The following is a 24823-nucleotide window of genomic DNA, read 5'->3' as shown; positions in this document are numbered from 1 at the left end:
GAGGTCCGCTCCGTCCCGCCCGACCGTCGTCAGGCAAGGGCGCACCCGAGAGACGGCGTAGGAGAGAAGCGATACCTGTGAGCGCAGCGACCACGCGAAGCCGCACCCCCGACCGCCTGTGTGCCGAGGCCGTCGACCTCGCCCGCGCCGCCGCCGAGGAGGCCGCCGCGCCAGGAGTCGTCGGCGAGCACGCGGGACTCGTCTCGGAGGGTGACCGCGTCATCACGCACTACTTCGAGTGCAAGGAGCCCGGGTACCGCGGCTGGCGGTGGGCCGTGACGGTCGCCCGTGCCTCCCGGGCCAAGTTCGTCACGCTGGACGAGGTGGTGCTGCTCCCCGGCCCGGACGCGCTGCTGGCCCCTGAGTGGGTGCCGTGGAGTGAGCGGCTGCGCCCCGGCGACATGGGCCCCGGCGATCTGCTCCCCACCGACGCGGAGGATCTGCGCCTGGAGCCCGGCTACTCCGGCGAGGACGAGCCGCTGCCCAACTCCGCCGTGTCCCACGAGATGGCGGAGCTGGTCGAGGCGGAGGACGCGGAGGTGACGGCGGGCCCGCCGGCGAACCTCACCGTGGCTCCCTCGCGCGGCTCGATCGCCGCGGTCGCGGAGGAACTCGGCATGCGCCGGGCCCGCGTCCTGTCCCGCTACGGCCTCCATGTCGCCGCCGACCGCTGGGAGGAGGCCTACGGCCCCAAGACCGCCATGGCCCAGGCGGCCCCCGCGTCCTGCGTGACCTGCGGCTTCCTCGCACCCATCGGCGGGACGATGGGACAGGCCTTCGGCGTCTGCGCGAACGAGTTCTCCCCCGCGGACGGCCGGATCGTGTCCCTCGCGTACGGCTGCGGTGGCCACTCCGAGGCAGCAGTGATGCCCAAGCCCCCCCGCCCGGCCCCCCCTGTCATCGACGAGACCCGCCTCGACCCCTTCCCCCTACGGCCGTCCCCGGATTCCGGATCGGTGCCGGTTGGCGCGGACGAGGAATCCGTGGAACTGGGCCACTCGTAGCCCCACACGAGCATCCCGGCCCGTCCGGCGTTTGAGGACGAGGCCGTAGGCCGACGGGGGTCAAGGGCGGAGCCCCGGTGGTGTGCGGAGGCGGAGCCCCGCGGGGGTGGAGGGTGCGGAAGCCTCCTGGCGGGGTTGAAGGGGCGGAGCCCCGGGGGAGTGGGGGGTGGAGCCTCGCGGGGTGGAGGGGGCGGGAGTCTCCTGGTGGGGTTGAAGGGGCGCAGTCCAAGTGGTGTGCGGGGGTGGAGCCTCGGGGGTGCCGGGCGGCTCCTGGTGGGGTTGAAGGGGCGCAGTCCCGGTGGTGTGTGGGGGTGGAGCCTCGGGGGTGGAGGGAGCGGAGTCTCCTGGTGAGGTTGAAGGGGCGGAGTCCCGGGGTGCAGGGGGGCGGAGTCCCGGTGGTGTGTGGGGGTGGAGCCTCGGGGTGCAGGGGCGGGAGTCTCCTGGTGGGGGCGAAGGGGTGGAGCCCCGGCGGTGCAGGGGGCGGAGCCCCGTGGTGGGGTTGAAGGGGCGGAGCCCCTGGAGGATGGGACGGGTAGGGGCGGCGGGGGCGAAAAACACCACGCTCCCCAGCGCGATACCTTCTCCTCACGCCGATGAGGAGAGTGAACGTGACCAAGTTCGTGCGGCCGGCCGCCGAAGGCGCGGACCCCTTCGGGACCACCCGCCTCCGCCGCGGAGTGCTGGACGCGTGGGCGACCAGCCCGGCCCGCTTCCGCGAGGACGCCAACGCCGAGGAAGACCTCGCCCTCGGCGGATACCGCGACCGCCTCGTAGTCGAGCTGGCTCAGAACGCCGCCGACGCCGCCGCCAGGGCAGGCGTACCCGGCCGGCTCCGGCTCACCCTCCGCGACGGCGTCCTGTTCGCCGCCAACACCGGCGCCCCCCTCGACGCGGCCGGCGTCGAGTCCCTCGCCACTCTCCGCGCCTCCGCCAAACGCGAGACCGGCGAAACGGCGGTCGGCCGCTTCGGCGTCGGTTTCGCCGCCGTACTCGCCGTCACCGACGAGCCCGCGGTCGTCGGCCGGCACGGCGGCGTCCGCTGGTCCCTCGCCGAGGCACGCGAGCTGTCCACCCAGACCGCACGGCACAGTCCCGGCCTGGGGGACGAGATCCGCCGGCGCGACGGCCACGTCCCCCTCCTCCGTCTCCCCTTCGCCGCCGAGGGCACCGCCCCCGACCCGTACGACACCGTCGTCATCCTCCCCTTGCGGGACGCGGCCGCCGCCGACCTCGCCGAGCGCCTGCTGCACGCCGTCGACGACGCCCTCCTCCTCGCCCTGCCCGGCCTCGAAGAGGTCGTGATCGAGACCGCGGACGTCCGCACCCTGCGCCGCCGCACCGAGGGCGCCCTGACGGTCGTAGCGGACTCCAAGGAGGGCACGACGGGGTGGCGTACCGTCTCCGCGCACGGGCCCCTCGCGCCCGAACTCCTCGCCGACCGGCCCACCGAAGAGCGCCTCCGCCCGCACTGGTCCGTGACCTGGGCCGTCCCGGTCGACACCGACGGCACCCCGGCCCGCCCGCGCACCAGCGCCGTCGTCCACGCCCCCACCCCCAGCGACGAGCCGCTCGGCGTCCCCGCCCTGCTCATCGCCTCCTTCCCGCTCGACACGACCCGGCGCCACGCGGCCCCCGGCCCGCTGACCGACTTCCTCGTGGAGCAGGCGGCGGACGCGTACGCCGAGCTGCTCGCCGACTGGCGCCCGGTGGGCACCGGCATCATCGGCCTCGTCCCCGGCCCGCTCGGCCAGGGCGAACTGGACGGCGCGCTGCGCCAGGCGATCCTCCAGCGCCTGCCCCGGACGTCCTTCCTGCCCCCGGCCGCCGAGGGCGATGACGAGGAGCTGCCCGAGTCCCTGCGCCCCCGTGACGCCGAGATCGTCGAGGGCGCCGGTGCCGACACCGTGCGCGTGCTGGCCGAGGTGCTGCCCACGCTGCTGCCCGCCGGGCTCGAACGGCGGGTGGAACTGCGGACCCTGGGCGTCGCGCGGGTTCCGCTGACCGACGCGATCGACCGCCTGGCCGGGCTGGAGAAGGAGCCGGACTGGTGGCGGCGGCTGTACGACAGTCTCGCGGGCGTCGACCCGGACCGTCTCTCGGGCCTGCCCGTGCCGCTCGCCGACGGCCGTACGACGATCGGCCCCCGCCAGATCCTGCTCCCCACCCCGGACGCCTCCCGGGCCGACCCGGAGGTGCTCGCCCGGCTGGGCCTGAAGGTCGCCCACCCGGACGGCGCGCATCCGCTCCTGGAGAAGCTGGGCGCGCTGCCCGCGACCCCGCGCGCCGTGCTCACCACCCCCCAGGTGCGGGCCGCCGTCGCCGCCTCCCTGGACGAGGACGGCGGCATGTCCTGGGAGGAGGACGCCGCTCTCGACGCCGAGGAGCTGGCCGACACCGTCCTCGCGCTCGTCCGGGACGCGGGACTTCAGCCCGGTGACGAGCCGTGGCTCGGCGCGCTGGCGCTGCCGGACGAGGAGGGGGAGCTGGTGCCCGCCGGTGAACTCGTCTTCCCCGGCAGCCCCTTCCACCAGGTCATGCGGGAGGGCGAACTGGCCACCGTGGACGCCGAGCTGGCCGAGAAGTGGGGCGAGCAGCCGCTGGCGGCCTGCGGCGCGTTGGCCGGCTTCGCACTCGTACGGGCCACGGACGTGGTCCTGGACCCGGACGAACTGGAGCCGCGCGAGGGCGACTTCGCCGAGCCCGACGACGCGGGGCTGCTGGACGCCGTGGACGTCTGGTGCGAGGACATCCTGGACCGCTTCCCGGACACGCCGGTCCCGCCGGTCGCCACGGAGCTGGTAGCCGTACGCGACCTGGACCTGATCGACGACGACCGCTGGCCCCAGGCCCTCGCCCTGCTCTCGCAGCCCCCGCTGCGTGACGCGATCGTCCAGCAGGTCCGGATCCTGCTGCCGGACGGCACGCATGAGGTCGTACGCCCCTACACCGCGTGGTGGCTGCGCGGGCACCCGGTCCTCGACGGCCGCCGCCCGGCCGGCCTGCTCGCCGCGGGCGGGGATCCCCTCCTGCGCGGCCTGTACGACGAGGCCGACGCGACCGGTTTCGAGGACGAGCAGGTACTGCGGGCGCTGGGCGTACGGACATCGGTGGCCGCGCTGCTCGACGAGCCGGGCGGCGCGGCAGAGCTGCTGGACCGCCTCGCCGACCCCGACCGCGAGGTCACCGGCGCCCAACTCCACGCCCTCTACAGCGCCTTGGCCGACCTCGACCCCGAGCAGGTGACCCTGCCGGACGACCTGCGGGCCGTCGTCGACGGCGACGTGGTCGTCGTGGACGCGGCCGACGCGGTCGTGGTCGACTCCCCCGACCTGCTGCCCTTCACCGACGGCGTCCCCCTGCTGCCCGTCCGCCCGTCCCGCGCCGCGGAGCTGGCCGAACTGTTCCAGGTACGGCGCCTGAGCGAGTCCGTGACGGGTTCGGTGGACTCCGAGGGGGCTGAGCACGCCGTCCCGGATTCGGTACGGATCCTCCTCGGCCCGCGCACCCCGGACACGTACGTCGAACACGAGGAACTCGTCGTCGACGGCGTCGAGATCGACTGGCGGCTGACGGACGACAGCGTCCTGCACGCATCGACCCTTGAAGGCGTCGCCGCCGGACTCGCCTGGGCAGCGGGCCAGTGGCCCCGGCGCTTCGAGGTGGCCGCGCTGCTGGAGGATCCGTCACGAACGAACGAACTGGCGCGGGACCGCTGGTTCGACTGAGCCTTACGTGAGGGCGCCGCCGGCATCCCCGACGGCGCCCTCACGCCCCGCTGGGCGGGGTCCGCTTCCCCCGCGCCGGAATCGGCACCGCGGGGCTGAGCGAAGGATGAGCACCGGCCAGACGAAGCTGTGAGGAACGTGGTGGCCGGGTGGTAGGAGCCGTCCAGACCGAACGTTCCCGGCCCGGCGCGGACCTGCCCGATCAGCCCTCCTTCGTTCGCTCACGACATCCTTTCCCGGCCAACTCCCGGCCAACTCCCGTTCACTTGCCGTGAATTCGTGAACAACTTCACCGCATCCGTACAACCTTTCACGACTGCCACCGCTCTCTTCACCTGAGTCAACAGACTCCACGATCATTTGGGCCCCGTGCCGACGACGAGCCGTAGGAACGACCAGTGCCGGGGCCCCCTTTCTCCACTTGGGGAACGCATGCGCATTCGAGCCACCGTGGCCGCCGTCACCGGCGCCCTGGCCCTCTCCGCTCTCGTCGTCCCGGCTGCCCAGGCCGCCGACTCGCCCTCCGACAGGCTCCCGCTCAGCTCGGCCGGCACGACGGCCACCGCAGCCGCCGAGCTGGACGTCACCTTCTCCAACATGAAGGTCAACAAGGGCAAGCGGATCACGGTCGGCACGACCGCCAAGGTCGCCGTGCCCGTCACGTACACCCTGACCCACGCCGCCGACCTCGACATCAGTGCCGACAACTTCGCCAACGGTCCGCTCATCTACCGCGGTTCCTCGGTGGAGTCGGCGACCAACGTGCTCATCAGCGACGACCCGGGCACCTGCACCGCCGTCTCGTCCACGGTCCTCAACTGCTCGGGCGTGATCAACATCCGCCCGGCCGACGGCGACCTGTGGAACTCCGACGCCGGCACCTGGAAGGCGGGCGGTCTCGCCGTCACCGCCGACGAGGACGCGAAGTGGCAGGGCGACCTCGGCACCACCAAGGTCCTCCGCGCCGCCAGGCTGACTGTCAACGCCGCCCCGGAGCCGGTCAGGAAGGGCAGGACCATCACGGTCACCGGCAAGCTGAGCCGGGCCAACTGGGACACCAACGCCTACGCGGGGTACGGCGGCCAGAAGGTCGTGCTGCAGTTCCGCAAGAAGGGCACGACCAACTACACCAACGTCAAGGGCATCACGTCGACCTCGACCGGCGCCCTGAAGACGACGGTCACGGCCTCCTCGGACGGGTACTACCGCTTCACCTTCGCGGGTACCGCGACCACGGCGCCGACGACGGTCGCGGGCGATTTCGTAGACGTGCAGTAGACGCGCAGTAACGAACGCGCCCTTCAGGGCGCGAGGAGCCCGGCGCTAAACGGGAAAGCGGCGGTCGACCCATCTCCACAGGAACTCCAGGGCGACCGCCGCCACCACCGCGACACCGACGGCCATCCACGGCATCGTGACGCCGACCAGCTTCAGCGCGAAGAACTCCTGCAACCAGGGCACGACCAGCACCACCAGGAAGCCGGCGCCCATGGACGCGACGAGAAGAACCCGCCACCAGGTGTAGGGGCGGGCGACGATCGCCAGGACCCACATGGAGATCAGGAACAGCGTCAGCGTCGCCGCGCTGGTCTCCGCGTCCAACGCGCCTTCGCCGGTGTAGTGGTGACCGGCGATCAGGTACGTCACGAAGGTCGCCACACCTGCCAGGATCCCGCCCGGGATGGAGTACCGCATCACCCGCCGTACGAAATAGGGCTTCGCCCGCTCGTTGTTGGGCGCGAGGGCGAGGAAGAACGCCGGGATGCCGATGGTCAGCGTCGACAGCAGGGTCAAGTGGCGGGGCAGGAACGGGTACTCGACCTGCCAGCACACGACCAGGACGGCCAGCAGCACCGAGTAGACCGTCTTGACGAGGAACAGGGTCGCGACGCGCGTGATGTTGCCGATGACCCGCCGGCCCTCCGCCACCACCGACGGCAGCGTGGCGAAGCTGTTGTTCAGCAGCACGATCTGCGCGACCGCTTTGGTGGCCTCCGAGCCCGACCCCATGGACACGCCGATGTCGGCGTCCTTCAGGGCGAGTACGTCGTTGACGCCGTCGCCGGTCATCGCGACCGTGTGCCCCTTGGACTGCAACGCGCCCACCATGTCCCGCTTCTGCTGCGGGGTGACCCGCCCGAACACGGTGCCCTCGTCGAGCGCGTCCGCCATGCCGTCCCGCTCGGAGGGCAGCCGGCGGGCGTCGACCGTCGTGCCGGACAGGCCCAGCTTGCTCGCGACCGCGCCGACCGACACCGCGTTGTCGCCGGAGATGACCTTGGCGTGTACGTCCTGTTCCGCGAAGTAGCGCAGGGTGTCGGCGGCGTCCGGGCGCAGCCGCTGCTCCAGCACGACCAGGGCGGTGGGCCGGGCGCTCAGGGCGACCTCGGGGTCGTCGAGGTCGCGGTTGACGCGGGTCAGCAGCAGGACTCGTAGACCCTGCTCGTTGAGCCGGTCCGTCTCGGTGAGCGTGGGGTCGTCGTCGGCGAGGAGGACGTCCGGTGCGCCGAGCAGCCAGGTGCTGGACTCGCCGTTGCCCTCGCTGAAGGAGGCGCCGCTGTACTTGCGGGCGGAGGAAAAGGGGAGGGACTCGGTGCAGCGCCATTCGTCGGCGTCCGGGTAGGCCTCGATGATGGCCTGGAGGGACGCGTTCGGGCGGGGGTCCGACTCGCCGAGGGCGCCGAGCACCTGCCGTATGTAGGTGTCGTCGGCGCCCTGGAGGGGTCTCACCTCGGTGACGTCCATGCCGCCCTCGGTGAGCGTGCCGGTCTTGTCGAGGCAGACGGTGTCGACGCGGGCGAGGCCTTCGATGGCGGGGAGTTCCTGGACGAGGCACTGTTGCCGGCCGAGGCGGATCACGCCGATCGCGAAGGCGACGGAGGTGAGCAGGACCAGGCCCTCGGGGACCATCGGGACGATGCCGCCGATGGTGCGGGCGACGGAGTCGTTGAGGTCGCGTTCCTTGACGACCAGTTGGGTGATGACCAGGCCGATCGCGGCCGGGACCATCATCCACGTCACGTACTTGAGGATCTCGGAGATACCGGTGCGCAGCTCGGAGTGGACCAGCGTGAAGCGGGAGGCCTCCTCGGCGAGCTGGGCGGCGTAGGCCCCGCGGCCCACCTTGGTCGCCTTGAACGCGCCGCCGCCCGCGACCACGAAGCTGCCGGACATCAGCTGGTCGCCGGGGTGCTTGACGACCGGATCGGCCTCACCGGTGAGCAGCGACTCGTCGATCTCAAGACCGTCGGCCTCGACGCACACCCCGTCGACCACGGCCTTGTCGCCCGGCCCGATCTCGATCAGGTCGTCCAGGACGATGTCCGAGGTGCTGACCTCCAGGGCCACCCCGTCCCGCCGTACGGTCGGCCGGGCCTCGCCGATCACCGCGAGGGAGTCGAGGGTCTTCTTCGCCCGCCACTCCTGGACGATGCCGATCACGGTGTTGGCGAGGATCACAAGACCGAACAGGCTGTCCTGGAACGGCGCGACGACCAGCGTGATCACCCAGAGCACGCCGATGATCGCGTTGAACCTGGTGAACACGTTCGCGCGGACGATGTCGGGCATCGACCGGCTGCTGCGCACCGGAACGTCGTTGACCTCACCGCGCGCGACCCGCTCGGCCACCTCGACGGCGGTGAGCCCGGTCACTGCCACGCCGGTGGGTACCGGCTGCGCGGATTCGAGTTCGGCGCCCGCGTCGATGTGCGTCATGCAATCGACGGTACGTGCGGATTTACGCCTTCACCCGCTGAGTGCACGGAAGTTCCGACTTGGGGAGGATGGGTGTCGTGCGTGGGTTGTAGGCGCTGACACATCAGACAGGGTGCTGATACGTCAGGCAGGGCCCTTGGCGCATCACGACGACTGGGGTTCGCCGGCCGTTTCCCTGGGCTGTTCGAGGGCCGCCCGCTTGAGCGCCGCATCGCGCCTGCGGACGTACCAGATACCGATGAGCCCGAGCCCTCCGCCGGCCAGGCACGTCCACAGCCACCAGGTGTGGCCGTGGTCGTCGAACCAGCCGTAGAAGGGCAGCTGTGCCAGGAAGAGGACGAACCAGAGGATCGTGCCGCCCGTGATGGTGCCGACCACGGGGCCCTCCAGGGGCTCCGGCGCCTCGTGCGTTGGGGTCCACTTCGCCATGGGGGACAGCTTACGAGGTGGGTACATCTACGCGCGGAGATAGCTTCGATCGAGTCATACGTTCATACTGAAACGGTTTGTCTCTGACCGTTTCTGTTCCGTTTCTGTTCGTAGGAAAGGCCAAACCGGGCATGGGGGAGCCCGCTGGTCGAGTCCGCTGGTGATGAGGAACCGCATGTCCATCTCGGCCCCCGCCAAGGCCCCCGCGTCCGAAGGGCCGGGCCCGCGGCCCGGCTACGGCGCACTCGACCGCTTCTTCAAGATCTCCGAGCGGGGCAGCACCCTGCCGCGCGAGATCCGCGGCGGTTTCGCCACCTTCTTCGCGATGGCCTACATCATCGTGCTGAACCCGATCATCCTCGGCAGCGCGAAGGACATGTACGGCAACCAGCTCGCGGGCGGCCAGCTGGTCACCGCGACGGCCGTGACGGCGGCGTTCACCACGCTGCTCATGGGCGTCATCGGCAACGTACCGATCGCGCTCGCCGCCGGTCTGGGCGTGAACTCGGTCGTCGCGCTCCAGCTCGCCCCGCGGATGTCGTGGCCGGATGCGATGGGCATGGTGGTGCTGGCCGGTTTCATCGTGATGCTGCTGGTGGCCACCGGGCTGCGTGAGCGCGTCATGAACGCCGTGCCCTACAGCCTGCGCAAGGCCATCGCCATCGGTATCGGCCTGTTCATCATGCTGATCGGCCTGGTCGACTCCGGTTTCATCTCCCGTATCCCGGACGCCGCGCAGACCACCGTGCCGCTCCAGCTGGGCGGCGCCGGTCACCTCACCGGCTGGCCGGTGCTGGTCTTCGTCCTCGGCACGCTGCTCACGCTGGCGCTGATCGTGCGCAAGGTGTCCGGCGCGATCCTGATCTCGATCGTCGCGATGACGGTGCTGGCCGTCGTCGTCAACGCGGTCGCGGACATCCCCTCCTGGGGCCTGACCACCCCGTCCTGGCCCGGCAACCCGGTGGCCACCCCCGACTTCGGCCTGATCGGCGAGGTCAGCCTGTTCGGCGGCTTCTCCAAGGTCGGCGTCCTGACCGGCACCCTCTTCGTCTTCACGGTCCTGCTGTCGACGTTCTTCGACGCGATGGGCACGATCATGGGCGTCAGCGACGAGGCCAGGCTGACCGACGCGCAGGGCCATATGCCCGGCATCAACAAGGTCCTCTTCGTCGACGGCATCGCGGTCGCCGCGGGCGGCGCCAGCTCCTCCTCGGCCACCACCTGCTTCGTGGAGTCGACGGCAGGTGTCGGCGAGGGCGCCCGCACCGGCTTCGCGAACGTCGTCACCGGCACGCTGTTCGCCGTCGCCCTGTTCCTGACGCCGGTCGCCACGATGGTCCCGTCACAGGCGGCCACCCCGGCGCTGCTCGCGGTCGGCTTCCTGATCCTGGCCGGTTCGGTCAAGGAGATCGACTGGGCGGACCACACGGTCGCCGTCCCGGCCTTCGTGACGATGCTGATGATGCCGTTCACCTACTCGATCACCAACGGCATCGGCATGGGCTTCATCACCTTCGTCGTCCTGCGCCTGGCGGCCGGACGCGGCAGGGAGATCCCGGTCGCGATGTACGTCGTCTCGGCGGTGTTCGCGTTCTACTACCTGATGCCGGCGCTGGGGCTCACATGATCACGCCGCTCAGGTAACTCCGTGCTCACGCCGCTCACGTAACCCCGTAGAACCTCTCCGTCTCCTCGACGGCGGCCTGGAACCGTTCGTCGAAGTCGTCCCGGATGAGCGTCCGGATCACATAGTCCTGGACGCTCATTCCCCTTTTCGCCGCATGGTCCCGGAGCCGTTCGAGCAGCTCCCCGTCTATCCGCAGGCTGAGCACGCTGGTCCCCATGCGTACGAGGGTTGCCGGACCGAACCGGGCGCCGCGTCACTTTCCGGAACCAACTCACCCGTATGGGTGATGTGAGGGTTCAGGGGGCGGGGTCACGGGCAATTATGGCGCGCGGCAGTGGTATTTAGCGAGGGTAATGAGTTACGCTAAAGACATGTTGGACCTTACCCATGGCGACGACGCTGCCGCCGTGAACTCCCTGCGATCCGCCGTGATGCGGCTGTCCCGTCGGCTCAAGCACCAGCGGGTCGACGAATCGCTGAGCCCCACCGAGATGTCGGTGCTCGGCACCCTCTTCCGCTGCGGTGCGGCCACCCCGGGTGAACTCGCCCGCAGGGAGCATGTGCAGCCACCCTCGATGACCCGCATCGTCGCGCTGCTCGAAGCCAAGGGGCTGGTCCGGCTTGAGCCGCACCCCGAGGACCGGCGCCAGAAGGTCGTCACCCAGACCGAGCAGGCCGTGACGATGCTTGAGGAGAGCCGCCGCAAGCGCAACGCGTTCCTGGCCTCCCTCGCCGAGGGCCTCGACGACGACGAGTGGGCGAAGCTGCGCGCCGCCGCCCCGGTCCTGGAGAAGCTCGCACATCTGTAACCGGCTGTGATCCACCGCAGTCCACTGTGATCCGTGTGATCCGTGTGATCCGCGTGATCCGCATTCGCGAGGAGGCGAACCCTTTTGAGTACGGGACCCGGAGCAGACTCCGCCCCCGCACCGAACACCCACGACACCACCCCTGACGACCCCGTCGAGCCCAAGTCCTCGATGTTCAGCTCCCTGAAGGTGCGCAACTACCGCCTTTTCTTCATGGGCCAGGTCGTCTCCAACACCGGCACCTGGATGCAGCGCATCGCCCAGGACTGGCTGGTGCTCAGCCTCACCGGCTCCTCCACGGCCGTAGGCATCACGACGGCGCTGCAGTTCCTCCCGATGCTGCTGTTCGGCCTGTACGGCGGCGTCCTCGTCGACCGCCTGCCCAGGCGCCCCACGCTGCTCGTCACGCAGACAGCGATGGGCCTGACGGGCCTGGCGCTCGCGTTCCTCACGATCACCGGCCATGTCGAGGTCTGGCACGTCTACGTGGCCGCCTTCGCGATGGGCCTGGCCACCGTCGTCGACAACCCGGCCCGCCAGTCCTTCGTCTCCGAGATGGTCGGCCCCGACCAGCTGCAGAACGCGGTCAGCCTGAACTCCGCCAACTTCCAGTCCGCCCGCCTGATCGGCCCCGCCGTCGCGGGTGTCCTGATCACCGGCGTCGGCACCGGCTGGGCGTTCCTCTTCAACGGCCTGTCCTTCGTCGCGCCCATCACCGGCCTGCTGCTGATGCGGCCGCGTGAGCTGTACGTCGTCGAGCGCGCCCCGCGCGGCAAGGGGCAGCTGCGTGAGGGGCTGCGGTATGTCGCGGGCCGTCCCGACCTGATCTGGCCGATCGTCCTGGTCGGCTTCACCGGCACGTTCGCCTTCAACTTCCCCGTGTATCTGTCGGCCTTCGCGGACGACGTCTTCCACGCGGGCGCCGGGTCCTACAGCCTCTTCAACACCGTGATGGCCGTCGGCTCGGTGGCGGGCGCGCTGCTCGCGGCCCGCCGGGGCACGGCGAAGATGCGCGTGCTGATCGCGGCGGCCGTGGCCTTCGGCGTGCTGGAAGTGGTGGCCTCGCTGGCCCCGTCCGTGTGGCTGTTCGCCCTGCTGATGGCCCCGCTCGGCATCACCGCGATGACGGTCAACGTCACCGCCAACACCAGCATCCAGATGGCGACCGATCCGGCCATGCGCGGGCGGGTCGTGTCCCTCTTCATGATGGTCTTCCTCGGCGGCTCACCCGTCGGCGCACCGATCGTCGGCTGGATCACGGACACGTACGGAGCGCGGGTGGGCTTCGCGGTCGGCGGGACGATCGCCGCCACGGCCGCCACGGTGATCGGCCTCATCCTGGCCCGCGCGGGCGGCCTGCGGCTGTCGGTGGGCTGGAACCGGGGGCATCCGGTCGTCCGCTTCGTACCGAGGGAGCGGGAAGAGCTGGCGACGGTGGCGTAGGAGGAGCTGGCGACGGTGGCGTAGGAGGAGCTGGCGACGGTGGCGTAGGAGGAGCTGGCGACGGTGGCGTAGGAGGGACGGCCGGGTCAGTCGCGGGGGAACTCGTCGGTCTTGAGGACCAGGCCGACCGCGGTCCCGGTCAGATCGATCTCGTCACCGAAGGCGAAGCTGACGACGCTGTGGTACTTGCCGTCCTTGGGCAGGCCGTGCAGATGCCACTCGCCGGTGTACGGGTCCACGATCAAGTACACCGGTACTTCGGCCGTGGCGTAGGCGTCCCTCTTCGGCCCGTAGTCGTTGGCCGCAGTGTCCTTGGAGATGACCTCGGCCACGAATTCGACGTCCTGATAGCGCCAGCGGCCCTTGCCGTCCTTCACCGACCGCTCGGCCATCGCCACCAGGTCAGAGGCGAAGCCGTTCAGATGACCGGGGAAGTCGATCCGCACGTCCGACGCCAATCGCTTACGCGGGTACTTGGTGCGCAACTGTTCCGCGAGGTCGAAGATGATCTCCCAGTGGGTCTGCCGCTGCGGTGACATGAAGATGTTCCCCCCGACGATCTCTACCTTCGTTCCCTCGGGGATGGGCATCTTCTCAAGCCACTCGAACATGACGTCCAGAGTCAGCTCGCCGAATTCCTCAGCCATCTCGATCCTGTCGTCAAGGACGGTCATCGTGGCGCTCCTCCCCGGCTGCCGCTCGGTACGGAAAGCCACGCAGTACAACGATACGCACGGTGACCGGGTCACGTCCGGGCGTGGAGCTACACCCGCCGGGCCAGCACCTGCCCCGGCCAGTCGCCCTTCCCCCGGTACGCCTCGGTGCGGACGAAGCCGTTGGCCTCGTAGTAGCGGACGAGCCTGCCGTCGTCGCCCGCGTAGCAGTCCACCCGGAGCAGGGAGACGCCCGCCCGGCGGGTCACCTCGGCGGCGTGCGCGAGCAGGGCGCTGCCCACGCCGTGGCCCGTGAAGCGGCGGTCGGAGGCGAGCCAGTGGATGTAGCGCTCGGGCTCGCCGGGCGGCGGGAGGTGGGACAGATAGGGGCCGGGGGAGTCGGTGAGGGTGAGGGTGGCGGCCGGTACGCCGGCGACCTCGGCGATGAAGACCTCGCCCTCGTCCATGTTCCGGACCACCGACTCCACCGTCCCAGGGCTCTCCGACAGGGGCTTCGTCCCCCACTGCCCCGGGCGGCCCTGCGCGACCAGCCACTCCACACAGCTGTCGAGCATGCCGAGTATCGCGGGAAGGTCGTCGGGGCCGCCTTCTCTGATGAGGATCTCCATGCCCCCATGGTGACAGTCCGGTGGTGACAGTCTGGACACCATGAGACTCTTCGCCGCGGTGCTGCCGCCCGACGACGTCGTCCGCGAACTCGCCGCCGAGATCGACGAGTTGCGGAAGCTGCCGGGCGCGGACAGGCTGCGCTGGACCGGGCGGGCCGGGTGGCACTTCACGCTCGCGTTCTACGGGGAGGTCGACGACGACCTCGTACCGGAACTCTCGGCGAGGCTGGAGCGGGCCGCGCACCGCGGTGAGCCGTTCCCGCTGGCGATGCGGGGCGGGGGGCAGTTCGGGCGGGGCAAGGCGCTGTGGGTGGGGGCGGAGGGGGACGTGGGGGCGCTGCGGCGGCTGGCGGACCGGGCCGAGGCGGCGGCGCGGAAGGCGGGCGTGCCGATGGGGGAGCACCGCCGGTACAAGGCCCACCTGACGGTGGCGCGGAGCCGGGACGCGGTGGACGTACGGCCCTATGTCGAGTCCCTCGAACGGTTCACCAGCCGGACCTGGACGGTGAACGAACTGGCACTCATCCGCAGCAACCTGCCGAAATCGGGTGTACCGGGTGAGCAGCCGCGCTACGAGGTGGTCGCCCGCCGGCCGCTCGCAGGGGCCGGTTAGTCTCGACACGTGAAGTCGAAAACCCGGAACCGGATCATGGCCGGTGCGCTTGTGTTGATGTTCGTGGTGGTGGCGCTGGCGGCGGCGCTCGGTCAGTAGGGCAGCGCGATATGTCGCCAGCTGGCCATCTCCCACTCCGTGGAACGCCAGCCACGGCGAGGTCGAACTTCTGTTGTCGCACATCACGCCCGTGACTCCCGACATCCAGCAGCCGGTGAACGGAACGCCGCCCGGCAGGATGGCCTCGACCTGCGCGGAGTGTGACGGCTTTTAGATTAGAAAACTGTCACACTCCGCGCACCGCCGCGACGTGTACCCCCACGCCGAGGACCAGGATCCTGCACCCGGAGTTGTGGACCAGGACGGGGTCCGTACGCAGGTTGTCGCCCGGCCGTAGGTCCTCCGCGGCACCCAGGCGTGGAGGCCGGTGCTGGGTGACCCGCCGGGCCGCGGTCTCACCGGTTTCCGGTCGGTGGAACAGATGGGTATGGAAAGGCGAAGAGCGGAGCGAGAGAATTAGGGCACGGTCAGTCGGGCCTGCCGGTGGACCCCGCGACCGCCGGGCCGACGGAGTCCGGTAGCTGTGCCAGCGCGAGCGCCACTGCCCCTGCCGCGGCCGGAACCTCTCCCAGCATCCCGGTGTGCGGTGCCGAAGGACGAGGTACCGCCCACCGCCGTACTGCGGGGCGATCGCGATCTCGGCGATGAAGTGCCGAGTGGAACTCTTGCCTTGAGTGGGCTCGAAGGCGTTGGCTGGGGGCTCATGAAGTACACGCAGCTCGGACGTACGGGACTCAAGGTCAGCAGGCTCGTCCTCGGAACCATGAACTTCGGACCGCAGACCGGCGAAGCCGACAGTCACGCCATCATGGACGCCGCGCTCGACGCGGGGCTGAATTTCTTCGACACGGCCAATGTGTACGGGTGGGGCGAGAACAAGGGCCGCACGGAGAGCATCATCGGCAACTGGTTCGCCAAACGCGGCGACTGCCGCGACAAGGTCGTCCTCGCGACCAAGGTGTACGGCAACATGGGCGCGGACGGCGAGGCGTGGCCGAACCACGACAAACTGTCGGCGGTGAACATCCGGCGGGCCGTCGACGCCTCACTCAAGCGACTGCAGACCGACTACATCGACGTCTACCAGTTCCACCACATCGACCGGAACACTCCCGTCGAGGAGATCTGGCAGGCTATCGACGTCCTCGTCCAGCAAGGCAAGATCCTTTACGTGGGGTCCAGCAACTTCCCTGGATACAAGATCGCCCAGGCCAACGAGATCGCCGCCCGCCGCGGCGGCACCATCGGCCTCGTGAGCGAGCAGTGCCTCTACAACCTCTACGAGCGCCGCGCCGAGATGGAGGTCATCCCGGCCGCCCGGGACTACGGGCTCGGCGTCATCCCTTGGTCGCCGCTGCACGGTGGGCTACTGGGCGGCGTCATCAAGAAGGAGGTCGAGGGCGGGCGCCGGGCGAGCGGCCGGACCGCCGACGCGCTCACCGATCCGGCCGTCCGCGCGCAGATCCAGTCCTACGAGGACCTGCTCGACAAGCACGGGCTCGAACCCGGCGAGGCCGCCCTGGCCTGGCTGCTCACCCGGCCCGGCGTGACCGGACCGATCATCGGCCCGCGCACCGCCGAGCAACTCGACTCCGCGCTGCGAGCGGCCGAACTGGAGCTGTCGGAGGAACTTCTGTCGGCTCTCGACGAGATCTTCCCCGGCCCGGGGCCATCCCCGGAGGCATTCGCCTGGTGACCAACCGGGCCGCCGTGCCCAAGGCCGCCGCTCCTCCGCAGGGCCCTTAGTGCTGTCACACAGGTTCACCGGGTTGTCGACGGCTGTGTGGGGTGTGGGCAGGCACCGGCGGTCCCTGCCCACACACGTGCGTCAGGCCACCGTGCCGCCAACTCCGGTGCGACCGTCCGGGACGCCGACGATCGTTACGATGATCTGCTTGCGGATGCCCTCGCCAAGGACGCCTGCCAGCGCGTCGGTGGTGGTGGCGACCAGGCGGGCGGGAGCGTCCGGGATCTCCGGAAGGTGAAAAGCCGCCTCGCGCATGCTGAGGGTGACGAGCAGGGCGTCGGTTTCGGCGGGTACGCCGCCGACGCCCCGGCGGTGCTGCGGGATGCCGATCAGGTCCACCTTGACCAGGCGGCGGAGCTCCTCGCCGTATACGGCGCCGACCGCGTCGGTCAAGGCGCTGATCAGCTTCGGTTCGACCGCCCCGTCGAGGGTTTCTTCGCGGATGTGCATGATGAAGTGCGGCATGGTGGGGTCTCCGTTCGCACTGGTGGGTACCATGAAGAAATTTCACTTTGGAAGCAAAGCGAAATATCTTTAAAGGTAAAGGTAAGTGGGGAGGTGTGTGTAATGTCAACACCCAGGGCGCACGATGCCGACGAGGGCGACGAGAACGGAGTCGATGACACCGTCAGGGCGCTGCTGCTGCTCATGCCCCGGATGGTGGGCCGGGTCAAGAGGATCCCCGTGCCCGAGGCGCTGCGGTCCTTCTCGCTGGCGCCGCGTCACCTCTCCCTGCTCTCCTACCTGCTCTTTGACGGGCCGATGACCGTGAACGAGCTGGCTGCTCGACTTCAGGTCGCTCCCACGACGGTGAGCCTGCTGGTGGGTGACCTGAGCCGGCAAGGAATCCTGGAGCGGCGCGAGGACGCGGCGGATCGGCGCCGGCGGATCATCGGCATCGCGGCCGACCAACAACCTGCGATCACCTCATGGCTCGCCCCGGGCGCGTCCGCCTGGCGCAAGGCACTGGCTCCCCTGACGCCGGATCAGCGGCAGCTCTTCGTCGACACACTGCTCGCATACGAAGCCGCGGTCAGCGGCGAGGAACCGGGCCGGGCCGAGCCCTGCCCGACGGAGGTCCAGCGCGGGCATGATCAGGTCGGAGACTGACAGGGCTTTCCGGTTGCCCTTGTCGACGACGGGGACTGGACCTCCACGGCACGGTCCCATGCTTCGTCGGGTGTCGGTAGCCAGTCGAAGCCCCGCATCTCGTCGCGGACCCGCTCGGCATCCCCTCCCGGACAGCCTCGGCTGTGACGGCACTCTGGCGTACGTCGCGTCCCCGCGGTTCGTGGTGGGGGAGTCGCTGTGGGAGGCGGTCCGGGGCGCGGCGTGACCGGCGTCAGCGCAGCGCCGCGAACAGACCCCGTGCTCGCGTGCCGTCCGGCAGCTCCCAGGCGCCGGTGATGTGGCCGAGCGAGCCCTCGGGCGCCGCCTCCGTGCCGGGCCGCGGGCGCCGGTGCAGGCGGAGTACGGACGTGCCGTCGGAGAGGCGGAGCGCGGTGCCGTCCTGGTCGTCGTCGGCGGCTGTGGCGGTGGAGGGGAGGGCGGGGCCGGTGCAGGAGCGGGCGACCTCGCGGTCCGGGGTGTCGCTGACGCCCTGCGCCTGGGCCTGGACGCGGCCCTCGACCAGGGCGAGCAACTGGGCGACCAGCACCGGGTCGTGGCAGCCGTCGTAGGCCCAGCGCCTGCCCAGCACACCGTGCTCCATCGTGCCGACGAGGGCGTGCTCGGCGCCGCCGAGCGGGGCGCCGCGGTAGGTGAGCGGCACGAGGTAGGGCGTGGGGTGCGGGCCGGACGTGTCGGTGGCCACCATGAACTCGATGCCGACCTCGCCCTCGGGGTCATCCAGCCGAAAGCCCCCGGCCTTCGTCAGCACCGGTCCACCCGCGCCGCCGACGTACCACGGGCGAGTCGGCAGCCAGGCGGTCAGCAGTTCCAGTTTGGTCGGCTTGACGGTGGTGTGGTGGATGAGAGCCATGCCCCCACCATCCCATCAGTCCCGGGGGAAGCCGTCGGTCTTGAGGACGAGGTCGATCACCGTGCCGGTCAGATCGATGTCGGTGCCGAAGTCCACCCGCTGCGGGTCCTCGTAGTCGCCGCTCTTGGGGTTGGTGTAGACGTGGCACCGGCGCTGGTAGGGATCGGCGATGACGTAGAGGGGGACCTCGGCCTCCGCGTACGCGAGCCTCTTGTGGACATAGTCGTTTTCGGCCGTGCCCTTGGAGATGACCTCTGCGACGAACTGGACATCCTGGTAACGCCAGTGGCCCGCGGCATCCATCTTCGCCGAGTCCTTGAGCATGGCGACGTCAGGGCAGAAGCCGTTCTCGTGGCCAGGGAAGTCGATGCGGACGTCCGAGAACACCTTGACCTCCCTCCCGAACCTGTCCTCAAGGGCCCATAGGATCCGGCGAATGACCTGCCAGTGCGTGTTCCGCTGCGGCGTCATGTAGACGTTGCCCCCGACGATCTCGACCCTGAATCCTTCGGGGACGGGCATCCGCTCAAGGCGTTCGAACCACTCGTCCAAACGCTTGGTGTTGGCGTCGGCCTCGGCCATGGCGATCCTGTCGTCTACGAGGGTCATCGTGGCGCTCCTCCCCGGCTGCCCCACGGACAGGTGCAGCCGCGCAGTACAACGATACGCACGGTGACCAGGGCACGGAGAGCAACCTCACATGTCCTGGTACGGCTCCCCCACGTCCCACGCCTGATAGATCGCGTCCGCGAACGCCGCCGCGATCTTGTGCTCGCCGCTCGCGTTGGGGTGCGTGCCGTCGTAGGTGTCGAGGTTGATGTCGTACGGCAGTGGCGGGGAGGCCAGGAGGAGTGGTGAGCGCGGCTCGTCCAGGTCGGCCACCGCCTTTGCCAGCAGTTCGTTGAAGCGGGTCACCTGCGCTGCGAAATCCGCGTCCTGCTCCGCCCGTATGTTGGGGATCACCGGCAGCACCACCATCCGCACCCGCGGTTTCGCCGCCCTCGCCGCCGCCACGAAGGCCCGTGCGTTCTCCGCGGTCTGCTCGGCGTTCGTGTAGAAGCCCAGGTCGATCAGGCCCAGCGCCACCAGCAGCACATCCGCCCGGCAGGACCGCACCGCGTCGCCGATCAGCGGGGTCATGTGCAGCCAGCCCTCGCCCCAGCCGGCGAGATGGGCGCGGGGGAATCCGGGGTCGGCGTACTCGTACGACGTGGGGGTGCCCGTGGCCTGGTCGTACAGCGTCTCGCGCGGGCCGACCAGCGCGAACGGGCCGCCGTACGTCTCGCGCAGGTGCTGCCACAGCCGGTGACGCCATGTGTGTTCGCCCGCGCTTCCGATGGTCATGGAATCGCCGACGGGCATGAACCTGAGCATCCGCTCATGATGGACGATCACCGGCGTCCGTGGGATGTGAAGCCCGACACGCTCCGTGAACGAGGGCTCGGGATGGCAGTCTTGGGGGCATGCGCCGATCGCTCGCGTTCCTTGCCGGGGTTCTCCTCCTCGTGGGTGTGTTCGCCCTGCCCGCCTCCGCCGCCGACGGCGACGAGACCTTCACCATCAGCGACTCCCGTATCACCGAGTCCAGTGGCCTCGCCGCCTCACGCCAGCACCCGGGCATCTACTGGACGCACAACGACCAGGACGACGGCGCCTACCTCTACGCCGTCGACAGCAGCACCGGCAAGACCGTCGCCAGGATCACCATGACCGGTGTGGGCATGCCGCGCGACGTCGAGGCCATCGCCATCGGGCCGGACAACCAGATCTACGTCGGCGACATCGGCGACAACGACGGGGTCACCTGGTCCTATGTGTGGATCTACCAGCTGCCCGAGCCCAAGAACCTCACCGACCAGACCGTCCGGGCCACGCAGTACGTCGTGAAGTACTCGGACGGCTCCCGCGACGCCGAGTCGATGATCGTCCATCCGAAGACCGGGCGCGTCTACATCATCGACAAGCAGGAGGACGGCGGGCATCTGTACGAGGGCCCGGCCAAGCTCTCCGCCTCCGGCACCAACGTCTTCAAGCCGACCGCCGCCGTCGACCTCTGGGCCACCGACGCCGCCTTCTCACCCGACGGCGAGCAACTCGCCGTCCGCGGATACTTCGGCGGGATCTCCTACGACTGGAACGGCGGGAAGATCAAGCGGCAGGAGCGGATCAGCGTGCCCATCGGCCAGGGGGAGTCCGTCACCTACAGCGTCGACGGGACGAAGCTGATGCTGGGGAGCGAGGGCGTGAACAGCGAGGTGGAGGCCAGGGACGCGCCCGACCGTCCCGACGGGTCCGACTCGTCCTCCGGGAACGGGGGTTCGGCGGCGAGCGGTGGGGGTGAGGGCGACAGCGAAGGTCTGAAGGTCGGTGCCATCGCGGTCGTCGTCACGCTCGGCGTGGGCCTCTGGTTCAGGCGGATCCTGCGCCGGTCGTAGCCGGTCGTAGTCGTATGCGCGAAGGGGTACTTCTTCAGTCGCCTTCACTCGCCGCGTGCTGATGCCGCCTCCGCGCGGCCCGCGACAAGCACCTCCAGCCCGTCCAGGATCCGCTGCAGCCCGAACTCGAAGTGGTCGAAGTCGGGGCCGAAGGCGTCCTCGGAGAGGGAGGCCATCACCGGGTAGTGGCCCGATGCCATGGCCTTTTCCAGCGTGGGCACCTGGGCCTGCCAGAACTCCGCGTCCGTCAGGCCGGTCCGGCGCTCCGCCTCCTGCTGGTACAGCTGCGTGCGCGCGGCGCCGACCACGTACCCCTCGATCGTGATGATCGCCGAGACCAGCTCGGGGTCGGTGAGTCCCATCGGCCGGATGAGCGTGAGCACCTTCTCCATGCCGTCGAGCGCGCTCGGGCCGAGGATCGGGCGGGTCTGGTTGACCTGGAGCAGCCAGGGGTGGCGCCGGTAGAGGGCGAGGGTGGCGCGGCCCAGGGCCTGAAGCGCCGGGCGCCAGCCGCCGTCGCCGGCCGGGTCCTCGGACGGCTTCTGGACGCGGTCCAGCATCAGGTCGAGCAGTTCGCCCTTGCCGGGGACATAGCGGTAGAGGGACATGGCGCCGGTGCCGAGTTCGGTGGCGACACGGCGCATGGAGAGCGCCTCCAGGCCCTCCGTGTCCGCGATCCGGACGGCCGCCTCCACGATCTGGTCCAGGCTCAGCCCCGGCTTCGGGCCGCGGCTGGGGCGCCGGCCGGTGTCCCACAGCAGTTCGAGCGTGCGCGCGATGTCGCCGCTGCCGCTGGTCTCCGTGGAGCCGGTACCGCCCTTGCCGCTTGTCATGCCGTTCAGCTTAGGTCCTCGGCGAAAAATTGAGTACGGCGTACGCACAATGGGGTACGGTGTACTCGGTTGAGGAGAAGGGGGACTACATGAGTGACGGTTACGCGGTCCGGGCGGAGGGGCTGGAGAAGCGGTACGGCGAGAAACGCGCCCTCGACGGCTTCGACCTCACCGTGCGCGAAGGCACCGTGCACGGCCTGCTCGGGCCGAACGGCGCCGGCAAGACCACCGCCGTCCGCATCCTGTCCACGCTTGTGCGACTGGACGGCGGGCGGGCGACGGTGGCAGGCCTGGACGTCGTACGACAGCCGCGCGACGTGCGCGCCAGGATCGGGCTGACCGGGCAGTACGCCGCCGTGGACGAGGTGCTCACCGGTCGGCAGAACCTGGAGATGTTCGGCCGGCTGTTCCACCTGGGCGGGAAGCGGGCGCGGCTGCGCGCCACCGAGCTGCTGGAGCAGTTCGCCCTCGCCGACGCCGCCGACAAGGGCGTCGGCGCCTACAGCGGCGGCATGCGGCGCCGCCTCGACCTCGCCGCGTCGATGATCCTCGCCCCGGCCGTCCTCTTCCTGGACGAGCCGACGACAGGACTCGACCCGCGCAGCCGGGGCGAAGTCTGGGAATCCGTACGGGCGTTGGTGGCGGGCGGCACCACCGTGCTGCTGACCACGCAGTACCTGGAGGAGGCCGACAAGCTGGCCTCCCGCATCACCGTCATCGACCAGGGCCGGGCCATCGCCGACGACTCCCCGGACGGGCTGAAGAACCGGGTCGGCGGCGACCGCATCGAGGTCGTGCTCAGCGAACGCGCCGACATCCCCCGCGCGGTGAAGGTCGTCGCCCGCGTCTCCGACGGCGAACCCGAGACCGACGAGACCGAACTGCGCGTGCACGCGCCGGTGACCGACCGCGTGTCGGCACTCACCGAGGTCGCCCGCACGCTCCAGGACGAAGGTGTGCCGGTCGAGGACATAGGCCTGCGCCGGCCCAGCCTGGACGACGTGTTCCTGCGGCTGACCGGGCACCGTACGGAGACGACCGAGAAGGAGGCCGCGAAGTGAGCGCCCTGGACCTGACCGGGCACCCCACCCGAAGCCGCACCTACTGGGTGCTCGCCGACTGCTGGAACATCGTCCGCCGCGGCCTCACCCACTACCAGCGCCAGCCCGTCAACATCGCCTGGCAGCTGGGCTTCCCGATCCTGTCCGTCCTCCTCTACGGCTATGTCTTCGGCAGCGCCATGACGGTGCCCGGCGGTGGGGACTACCAGGACTTCCTGATGCCGGGCATGTTCGTGATGACCATGGCGTTCGGCTTCATCAACACGGCCACCGTCGTGGTGTACGACTCCACCAAGGGCGTCATCGACCGGTTCCGCTCCATGCCGATGGCCTCGTCCGCGGTGGTCGCCGGGCGCGGGGTGACCGACCTGCTCGTGGCCTGCGCGGAACTCGGCATCATGATGCTGACGGCGTTCGCGATGGGCTGGCGGCCGGACGGCGGCTTCGGTTTCCTCGCGGCCTTCGGCCTGCTGCTGTGGCTGCGGTTCGCGCTGATCTGGATCGGTGTCTGGCTGGGCCTGCTCGTGCCCAACCCCGAGGCGGCGGGCGGACTCTTCGCGGTCGCCTTCCCGCTGACGATGATCTCCAGCATCTTCGTCGCCCCGCAGCTGATGCCCGACTGGCTCGGCTGGGTCGCCGCCTGGAACCCCATCTCCTCCACGGCGGCGGCCACCCGCGACCTCTTCGGCGCACCGGGCGCGACCGGCGACTCCTGGGTCGAGCAGCACGCGCTGCTCATGGCGGGGGTGTGGCCGGTGATCCTCACACTGATCTTTTTGCCGCTCGCCGTCCGGCGGTTCCAGAAGCTGAGCCGCTGATTCGGCTCAGGCTCAGGGCTGATGACCCCTCATACGACACAAGGGGCGCCCGGACAGTTCCGGGCGCCCCTTGTGTCGTACCGCCTACAGCTTCTCGATGACGTAGTCGACGCACTTGGTCAGCGCCTCGATGTCCGCCGGGTCGATCGCCGGGAACATCGCGACGCGGAGCTGGTTGCGGCCGAGCTTGCGGTAGGGCTCGGTGTCGACGATGCCGTTCGCGCGCAGGACCTTGGCGACGGCGGCGGCGTCGATCTCGTCCGTGAAGTCGATCGTGCCGATGACCGCCGAGCGCTTGGCCGGGTCGGCGACGAACGGGTTGGCGTACTTGATGTCCTCGGCCCAGCCGTACAGGGTGCGCGCGGAGGTGGCGGTGCGCCGGACCGCCCAGTCCAGGCCGCCCTGGCCGTTGATCCACTCCAGCTGCTCGTTGAGGAGGAAGAGGGTGGCGAGGGCCGGGGTGTTGTACGTCTGGTTCTTGCGGGAGTTGTCGATCGCCGTGGGCAGGCTGAAGAACTCCGGCACGTGGCGGCCGGACGAGTGAACGCGCTCGGCGCGTTCGATCGCGGCGGGGGAGAAGACGCCGATCCACAGGCCGCCGTCGGAGGCGAAGGACTTCTGCGGGGCGAAGTAGTAGACGTCCGTCTCCGACACGTCCACCGGGAGGCCGCCGGCGCCCGAGGTGGCGTCGACCAGGACCAGCGCGCCCTCGTCGGCACCGGCCACCCGCTTGATCGGCATGGCGACGCCGGTGGAGGTCTCGTTGTGGGTGAAGGCGTAGACGTCGACGCCCTCCGCCGCGACCGGCTCGGGGTGCGTGCCGGGGTCGGCGGAGATGACGTCCGGCTCCGCGAGCCAGGGGGCGAGCTTGGCGGCCTTGGCGAACTTGGAGGAGAACTCGCCGAACGTGAGGTGCTGGGACTTGTGCTCGATCATTCCGTGGGTCGCGACGTCCCAGAACGCGGTCGAGCCGCCGTTGCCGAGGACCACCTCGTAGCCGTCGGGGAGCTGGAACAGTTCGCGGATGCCCTCGCGCACCTTGCCGACCAGGTTTTTCACCGGGGCCTGGCGGTGGGAGGTGCCCATGAGGGAGGTACCGGTCGCGGCCAGCGCGTCCAGCGCTTCCGTCCGCACCTTGGAGGGGCCAGCGCCGAAACGTCCGTCGGCGGGCTTGATGTCAGCGGGAATCTGGATCTCAGCCACGACTGGAGGGTAGCCGGTGGGGGAAACGTGGTCGAA

Annotated in this window: 23 protein-coding genes and 1 pseudogene; 12 read left to right on the top strand and 12 right to left on the bottom strand. The window is 70.0% G+C overall.

The genetic code is table 11. The features are described from left to right. Positions 1-77 precede the first annotated feature (77 nt). The 3 genes from GFH49_RS28970 to GFH49_RS28960 all read left to right on the top strand — a co-directional run bounded on the left by GFH49_RS28970 (position 78) and on the right by GFH49_RS28960 (position 6007). On the top strand, positions 78-1004 hold the full coding sequence (locus tag GFH49_RS28970) for a DUF3027 domain-containing protein (RefSeq protein WP_155059014.1): 927 nt from the start codon (positions 78-80) through the stop codon (positions 1002-1004). A 608-nt stretch (positions 1005-1612) separates the two neighbouring features. Next, positions 1613-4729 (top strand): sacsin N-terminal ATP-binding-like domain-containing protein, encoded by a 3117-nt coding sequence (locus tag GFH49_RS28965; protein WP_155059013.1) that lies wholly within the window; start codon positions 1613-1615, stop codon positions 4727-4729. 432 nt (positions 4730-5161) lie between these two features. Continuing rightward, entirely contained in the window at positions 5162-6007 is an 846-nt protein-coding gene (locus tag GFH49_RS28960) for a hypothetical protein (RefSeq protein ID WP_155059012.1), read from the top strand. Between the two features lie 45 nt (positions 6008-6052). Here the strand turns inward: GFH49_RS28960 and GFH49_RS28955 are convergent, their stop codons facing one another. Beyond that, complete coding sequence (locus GFH49_RS28955; RefSeq protein WP_155059011.1) at positions 6053-8446, bottom strand: HAD-IC family P-type ATPase; 2394 nt, start codon at positions 8444-8446, stop codon at positions 6053-6055. A 144-nt stretch (positions 8447-8590) separates the two neighbouring features. Beyond that, on the bottom strand, positions 8591-8875 hold the full coding sequence (locus GFH49_RS28950) for a DUF2530 domain-containing protein (RefSeq protein WP_155059010.1): 285 nt from the start codon (positions 8873-8875) through the stop codon (positions 8591-8593). A gap of 175 nt (positions 8876-9050) precedes the next feature. On the opposite strand from GFH49_RS28950, the gene GFH49_RS28945 reads away from it, so the two are divergent. Then, the gene (locus tag GFH49_RS28945) at positions 9051-10502 is read left to right on the top strand and encodes an NCS2 family permease (protein ID WP_155059009.1); all 1452 of its coding nucleotides are present in this window, start codon (positions 9051-9053) and stop codon (positions 10500-10502) included. A gap of 34 nt (positions 10503-10536) precedes the next feature. Here GFH49_RS28945 and GFH49_RS28940 read toward each other — a convergent pair whose 3' ends face one another. Next, positions 10537-10719, bottom strand: a complete 183-nt coding sequence (locus GFH49_RS28940) for a ribbon-helix-helix protein, CopG family (protein ID WP_155059008.1) — start codon at positions 10717-10719, stop codon at positions 10537-10539. Positions 10720-10873: 154 nt separating this feature from the next. Here GFH49_RS28940 and GFH49_RS28935 point away from each other — a divergent pair, with 154 nt between their 5' ends. After that, positions 10874-11311, top strand: coding sequence for a MarR family winged helix-turn-helix transcriptional regulator (locus GFH49_RS28935; RefSeq protein WP_155059007.1), 438 nt, complete (start codon positions 10874-10876; stop codon positions 11309-11311). Positions 11312-11395: 84 nt separating this feature from the next. Then, positions 11396-12754 (top strand): MFS transporter, encoded by a 1359-nt coding sequence (locus tag GFH49_RS28930; protein ID WP_155059006.1) that lies wholly within the window; start codon positions 11396-11398, stop codon positions 12752-12754. Positions 12755-12840: 86 nt separating this feature from the next. Here GFH49_RS28930 and GFH49_RS28925 read toward each other — a convergent pair whose 3' ends face one another. Beyond that, entirely contained in the window at positions 12841-13428 is a 588-nt protein-coding gene (locus GFH49_RS28925) for a Uma2 family endonuclease (RefSeq protein ID WP_155059005.1), read from the bottom strand. A gap of 89 nt (positions 13429-13517) precedes the next feature. After that, positions 13518-14036 carry a GNAT family N-acetyltransferase gene (locus tag GFH49_RS28920; protein ID WP_155059004.1) on the bottom strand — a complete coding sequence of 173 codons (519 nt, stop codon included), beginning with the start codon at positions 14034-14036 and terminating at the stop codon, positions 13518-13520. A gap of 40 nt (positions 14037-14076) precedes the next feature. On the opposite strand from GFH49_RS28920, the gene thpR reads away from it, so the two are divergent. Next, positions 14077-14649: an RNA 2',3'-cyclic phosphodiesterase gene (gene thpR, locus GFH49_RS28915; RefSeq protein ID WP_155059003.1), complete on the top strand. Its 573-nt coding sequence runs from the start codon at positions 14077-14079 to the stop codon at positions 14647-14649. A 527-nt stretch (positions 14650-15176) separates the two neighbouring features. On the opposite strand, the pseudogene GFH49_RS41640 reads toward thpR, so the two are convergent. Then, positions 15177-15308: pseudogene (locus tag GFH49_RS41640) on the bottom strand (DUF6193 family natural product biosynthesis protein); the annotation flags it as partial. A 104-nt stretch (positions 15309-15412) separates the two neighbouring features. On the opposite strand from GFH49_RS41640, the gene GFH49_RS28910 reads away from it, so the two are divergent. Then, the gene (locus tag GFH49_RS28910; protein WP_155059002.1) at positions 15413-16405 is read left to right on the top strand and encodes an aldo/keto reductase; all 993 of its coding nucleotides are present in this window, start codon (positions 15413-15415) and stop codon (positions 16403-16405) included. A 132-nt stretch (positions 16406-16537) separates the two neighbouring features. Here GFH49_RS28910 and GFH49_RS28905 read toward each other — a convergent pair whose 3' ends face one another. Further along, positions 16538-16921: a hypothetical protein gene (locus tag GFH49_RS28905; RefSeq protein WP_155059001.1), complete on the bottom strand. Its 384-nt coding sequence runs from the start codon at positions 16919-16921 to the stop codon at positions 16538-16540. Between the two features lie 102 nt (positions 16922-17023). On the opposite strand from GFH49_RS28905, the gene GFH49_RS28900 reads away from it, so the two are divergent. Further along, entirely contained in the window at positions 17024-17566 is a 543-nt protein-coding gene (locus GFH49_RS28900) for a MarR family transcriptional regulator (RefSeq protein ID WP_155059000.1), read from the top strand. A gap of 232 nt (positions 17567-17798) precedes the next feature. Here the strand turns inward: GFH49_RS28900 and GFH49_RS28895 are convergent, their stop codons facing one another. The 3 genes from GFH49_RS28895 to GFH49_RS28885 form a co-directional block, all read right to left on the bottom strand. After that, entirely contained in the window at positions 17799-18437 is a 639-nt protein-coding gene (locus GFH49_RS28895; protein ID WP_155058999.1) for a maltokinase N-terminal cap-like domain-containing protein, read from the bottom strand. 15 nt (positions 18438-18452) lie between these two features. Beyond that, a complete protein-coding gene (locus GFH49_RS28890) occupies positions 18453-19046 on the bottom strand; it encodes a Uma2 family endonuclease (protein ID WP_155058998.1) in 594 nt (197 codons plus the stop codon). Positions 19047-19133: 87 nt separating this feature from the next. Beyond that, complete coding sequence (locus GFH49_RS28885) at positions 19134-19811, bottom strand: GDSL-type esterase/lipase family protein (protein ID WP_155058997.1); 678 nt, start codon at positions 19809-19811, stop codon at positions 19134-19136. Between the two features lie 89 nt (positions 19812-19900). On the opposite strand from GFH49_RS28885, the gene GFH49_RS28880 reads away from it, so the two are divergent. Continuing rightward, on the top strand, positions 19901-20872 hold the full coding sequence (locus tag GFH49_RS28880) for a WD40 repeat domain-containing protein (RefSeq protein ID WP_155058996.1): 972 nt from the start codon (positions 19901-19903) through the stop codon (positions 20870-20872). A gap of 44 nt (positions 20873-20916) precedes the next feature. Here the strand turns inward: GFH49_RS28880 and GFH49_RS28875 are convergent, their stop codons facing one another. Further along, positions 20917-21705, bottom strand: a complete 789-nt coding sequence (locus tag GFH49_RS28875) for a TetR/AcrR family transcriptional regulator (protein WP_155058995.1) — start codon at positions 21703-21705, stop codon at positions 20917-20919. A gap of 89 nt (positions 21706-21794) precedes the next feature. Here GFH49_RS28875 and GFH49_RS28870 point away from each other — a divergent pair, with 89 nt between their 5' ends. After that, complete coding sequence (locus GFH49_RS28870) at positions 21795-22766, top strand: efflux ABC transporter ATPase subunit, DrrA-related (protein WP_155058994.1); 972 nt, start codon at positions 21795-21797, stop codon at positions 22764-22766. Next, positions 22763-23584 (top strand): ABC transporter permease, encoded by an 822-nt coding sequence (locus GFH49_RS28865; protein WP_155058993.1) that lies wholly within the window; start codon positions 22763-22765, stop codon positions 23582-23584. Before GFH49_RS28870 ends, GFH49_RS28865 begins: the two co-directional genes overlap by 4 nt. A gap of 84 nt (positions 23585-23668) precedes the next feature. Here GFH49_RS28865 and serC read toward each other — a convergent pair whose 3' ends face one another. Continuing rightward, entirely contained in the window at positions 23669-24787 is a 1119-nt protein-coding gene (gene serC / locus GFH49_RS28860; RefSeq protein WP_155058992.1) for a phosphoserine transaminase, read from the bottom strand. Positions 24788-24823 lie beyond the last annotated feature (36 nt).

The organism is Streptomyces blattellae (genome assembly GCF_009709555.1).
Lineage (GTDB): Bacteria > Actinomycetota > Actinomycetes > Streptomycetales > Streptomycetaceae > Streptomyces > Streptomyces blattellae.
Note: the sequence above shows the minus strand (reverse complement) of the source record. Positions and strands in the feature narration are given on the sequence as shown.

Excerpts from the sequence above, each read along its gene's own strand:
- GFH49_RS28960 (WP_155059012.1), top strand. The coding sequence starts at position 5,162 with ATGCGCATTCGAGCCACCGTGGCCGCCGTCACCGGCGCCCTGGCCCTC.
- GFH49_RS28955 (WP_155059011.1), bottom strand. The coding sequence starts at position 8,446 with ATGACGCACATCGACGCGGGCGCCGAACTCGAATCCGCGCAGCCGGTA.
- GFH49_RS28950 (WP_155059010.1), bottom strand. The coding sequence starts at position 8,875 with ATGGCGAAGTGGACCCCAACGCACGAGGCGCCGGAGCCCCTGGAGGGC.
- GFH49_RS28945 (WP_155059009.1), top strand. The coding sequence starts at position 9,051 with ATGTCCATCTCGGCCCCCGCCAAGGCCCCCGCGTCCGAAGGGCCGGGC.
- GFH49_RS28940 (WP_155059008.1), bottom strand. The coding sequence starts at position 10,719 with ATGGGGACCAGCGTGCTCAGCCTGCGGATAGACGGGGAGCTGCTCGAA.
- GFH49_RS28935 (WP_155059007.1), top strand. The coding sequence starts at position 10,874 with ATGTTGGACCTTACCCATGGCGACGACGCTGCCGCCGTGAACTCCCTG.
- GFH49_RS28925 (WP_155059005.1), bottom strand. The coding sequence starts at position 13,428 with ATGACCGTCCTTGACGACAGGATCGAGATGGCTGAGGAATTCGGCGAG.
- GFH49_RS28920 (WP_155059004.1), bottom strand. The coding sequence starts at position 14,036 with ATGGAGATCCTCATCAGAGAAGGCGGCCCCGACGACCTTCCCGCGATA.
- thpR (WP_155059003.1), top strand. The coding sequence starts at position 14,077 with ATGAGACTCTTCGCCGCGGTGCTGCCGCCCGACGACGTCGTCCGCGAA.
- GFH49_RS28910 (WP_155059002.1), top strand. The coding sequence starts at position 15,413 with ATGAAGTACACGCAGCTCGGACGTACGGGACTCAAGGTCAGCAGGCTC.
- GFH49_RS28905 (WP_155059001.1), bottom strand. The coding sequence starts at position 16,921 with ATGCCGCACTTCATCATGCACATCCGCGAAGAAACCCTCGACGGGGCG.
- GFH49_RS28900 (WP_155059000.1), top strand. The coding sequence starts at position 17,024 with ATGTCAACACCCAGGGCGCACGATGCCGACGAGGGCGACGAGAACGGA.
- GFH49_RS28895 (WP_155058999.1), bottom strand. The coding sequence starts at position 18,437 with ATGGCTCTCATCCACCACACCACCGTCAAGCCGACCAAACTGGAACTG.
- GFH49_RS28890 (WP_155058998.1), bottom strand. The coding sequence starts at position 19,046 with ATGACCCTCGTAGACGACAGGATCGCCATGGCCGAGGCCGACGCCAAC.
- GFH49_RS28885 (WP_155058997.1), bottom strand. The coding sequence starts at position 19,811 with ATGCTCAGGTTCATGCCCGTCGGCGATTCCATGACCATCGGAAGCGCG.
- GFH49_RS28880 (WP_155058996.1), top strand. The coding sequence starts at position 19,901 with ATGCGCCGATCGCTCGCGTTCCTTGCCGGGGTTCTCCTCCTCGTGGGT.
- GFH49_RS28875 (WP_155058995.1), bottom strand. The coding sequence starts at position 21,705 with ATGACAAGCGGCAAGGGCGGTACCGGCTCCACGGAGACCAGCGGCAGC.
- GFH49_RS28870 (WP_155058994.1), top strand. The coding sequence starts at position 21,795 with ATGAGTGACGGTTACGCGGTCCGGGCGGAGGGGCTGGAGAAGCGGTAC.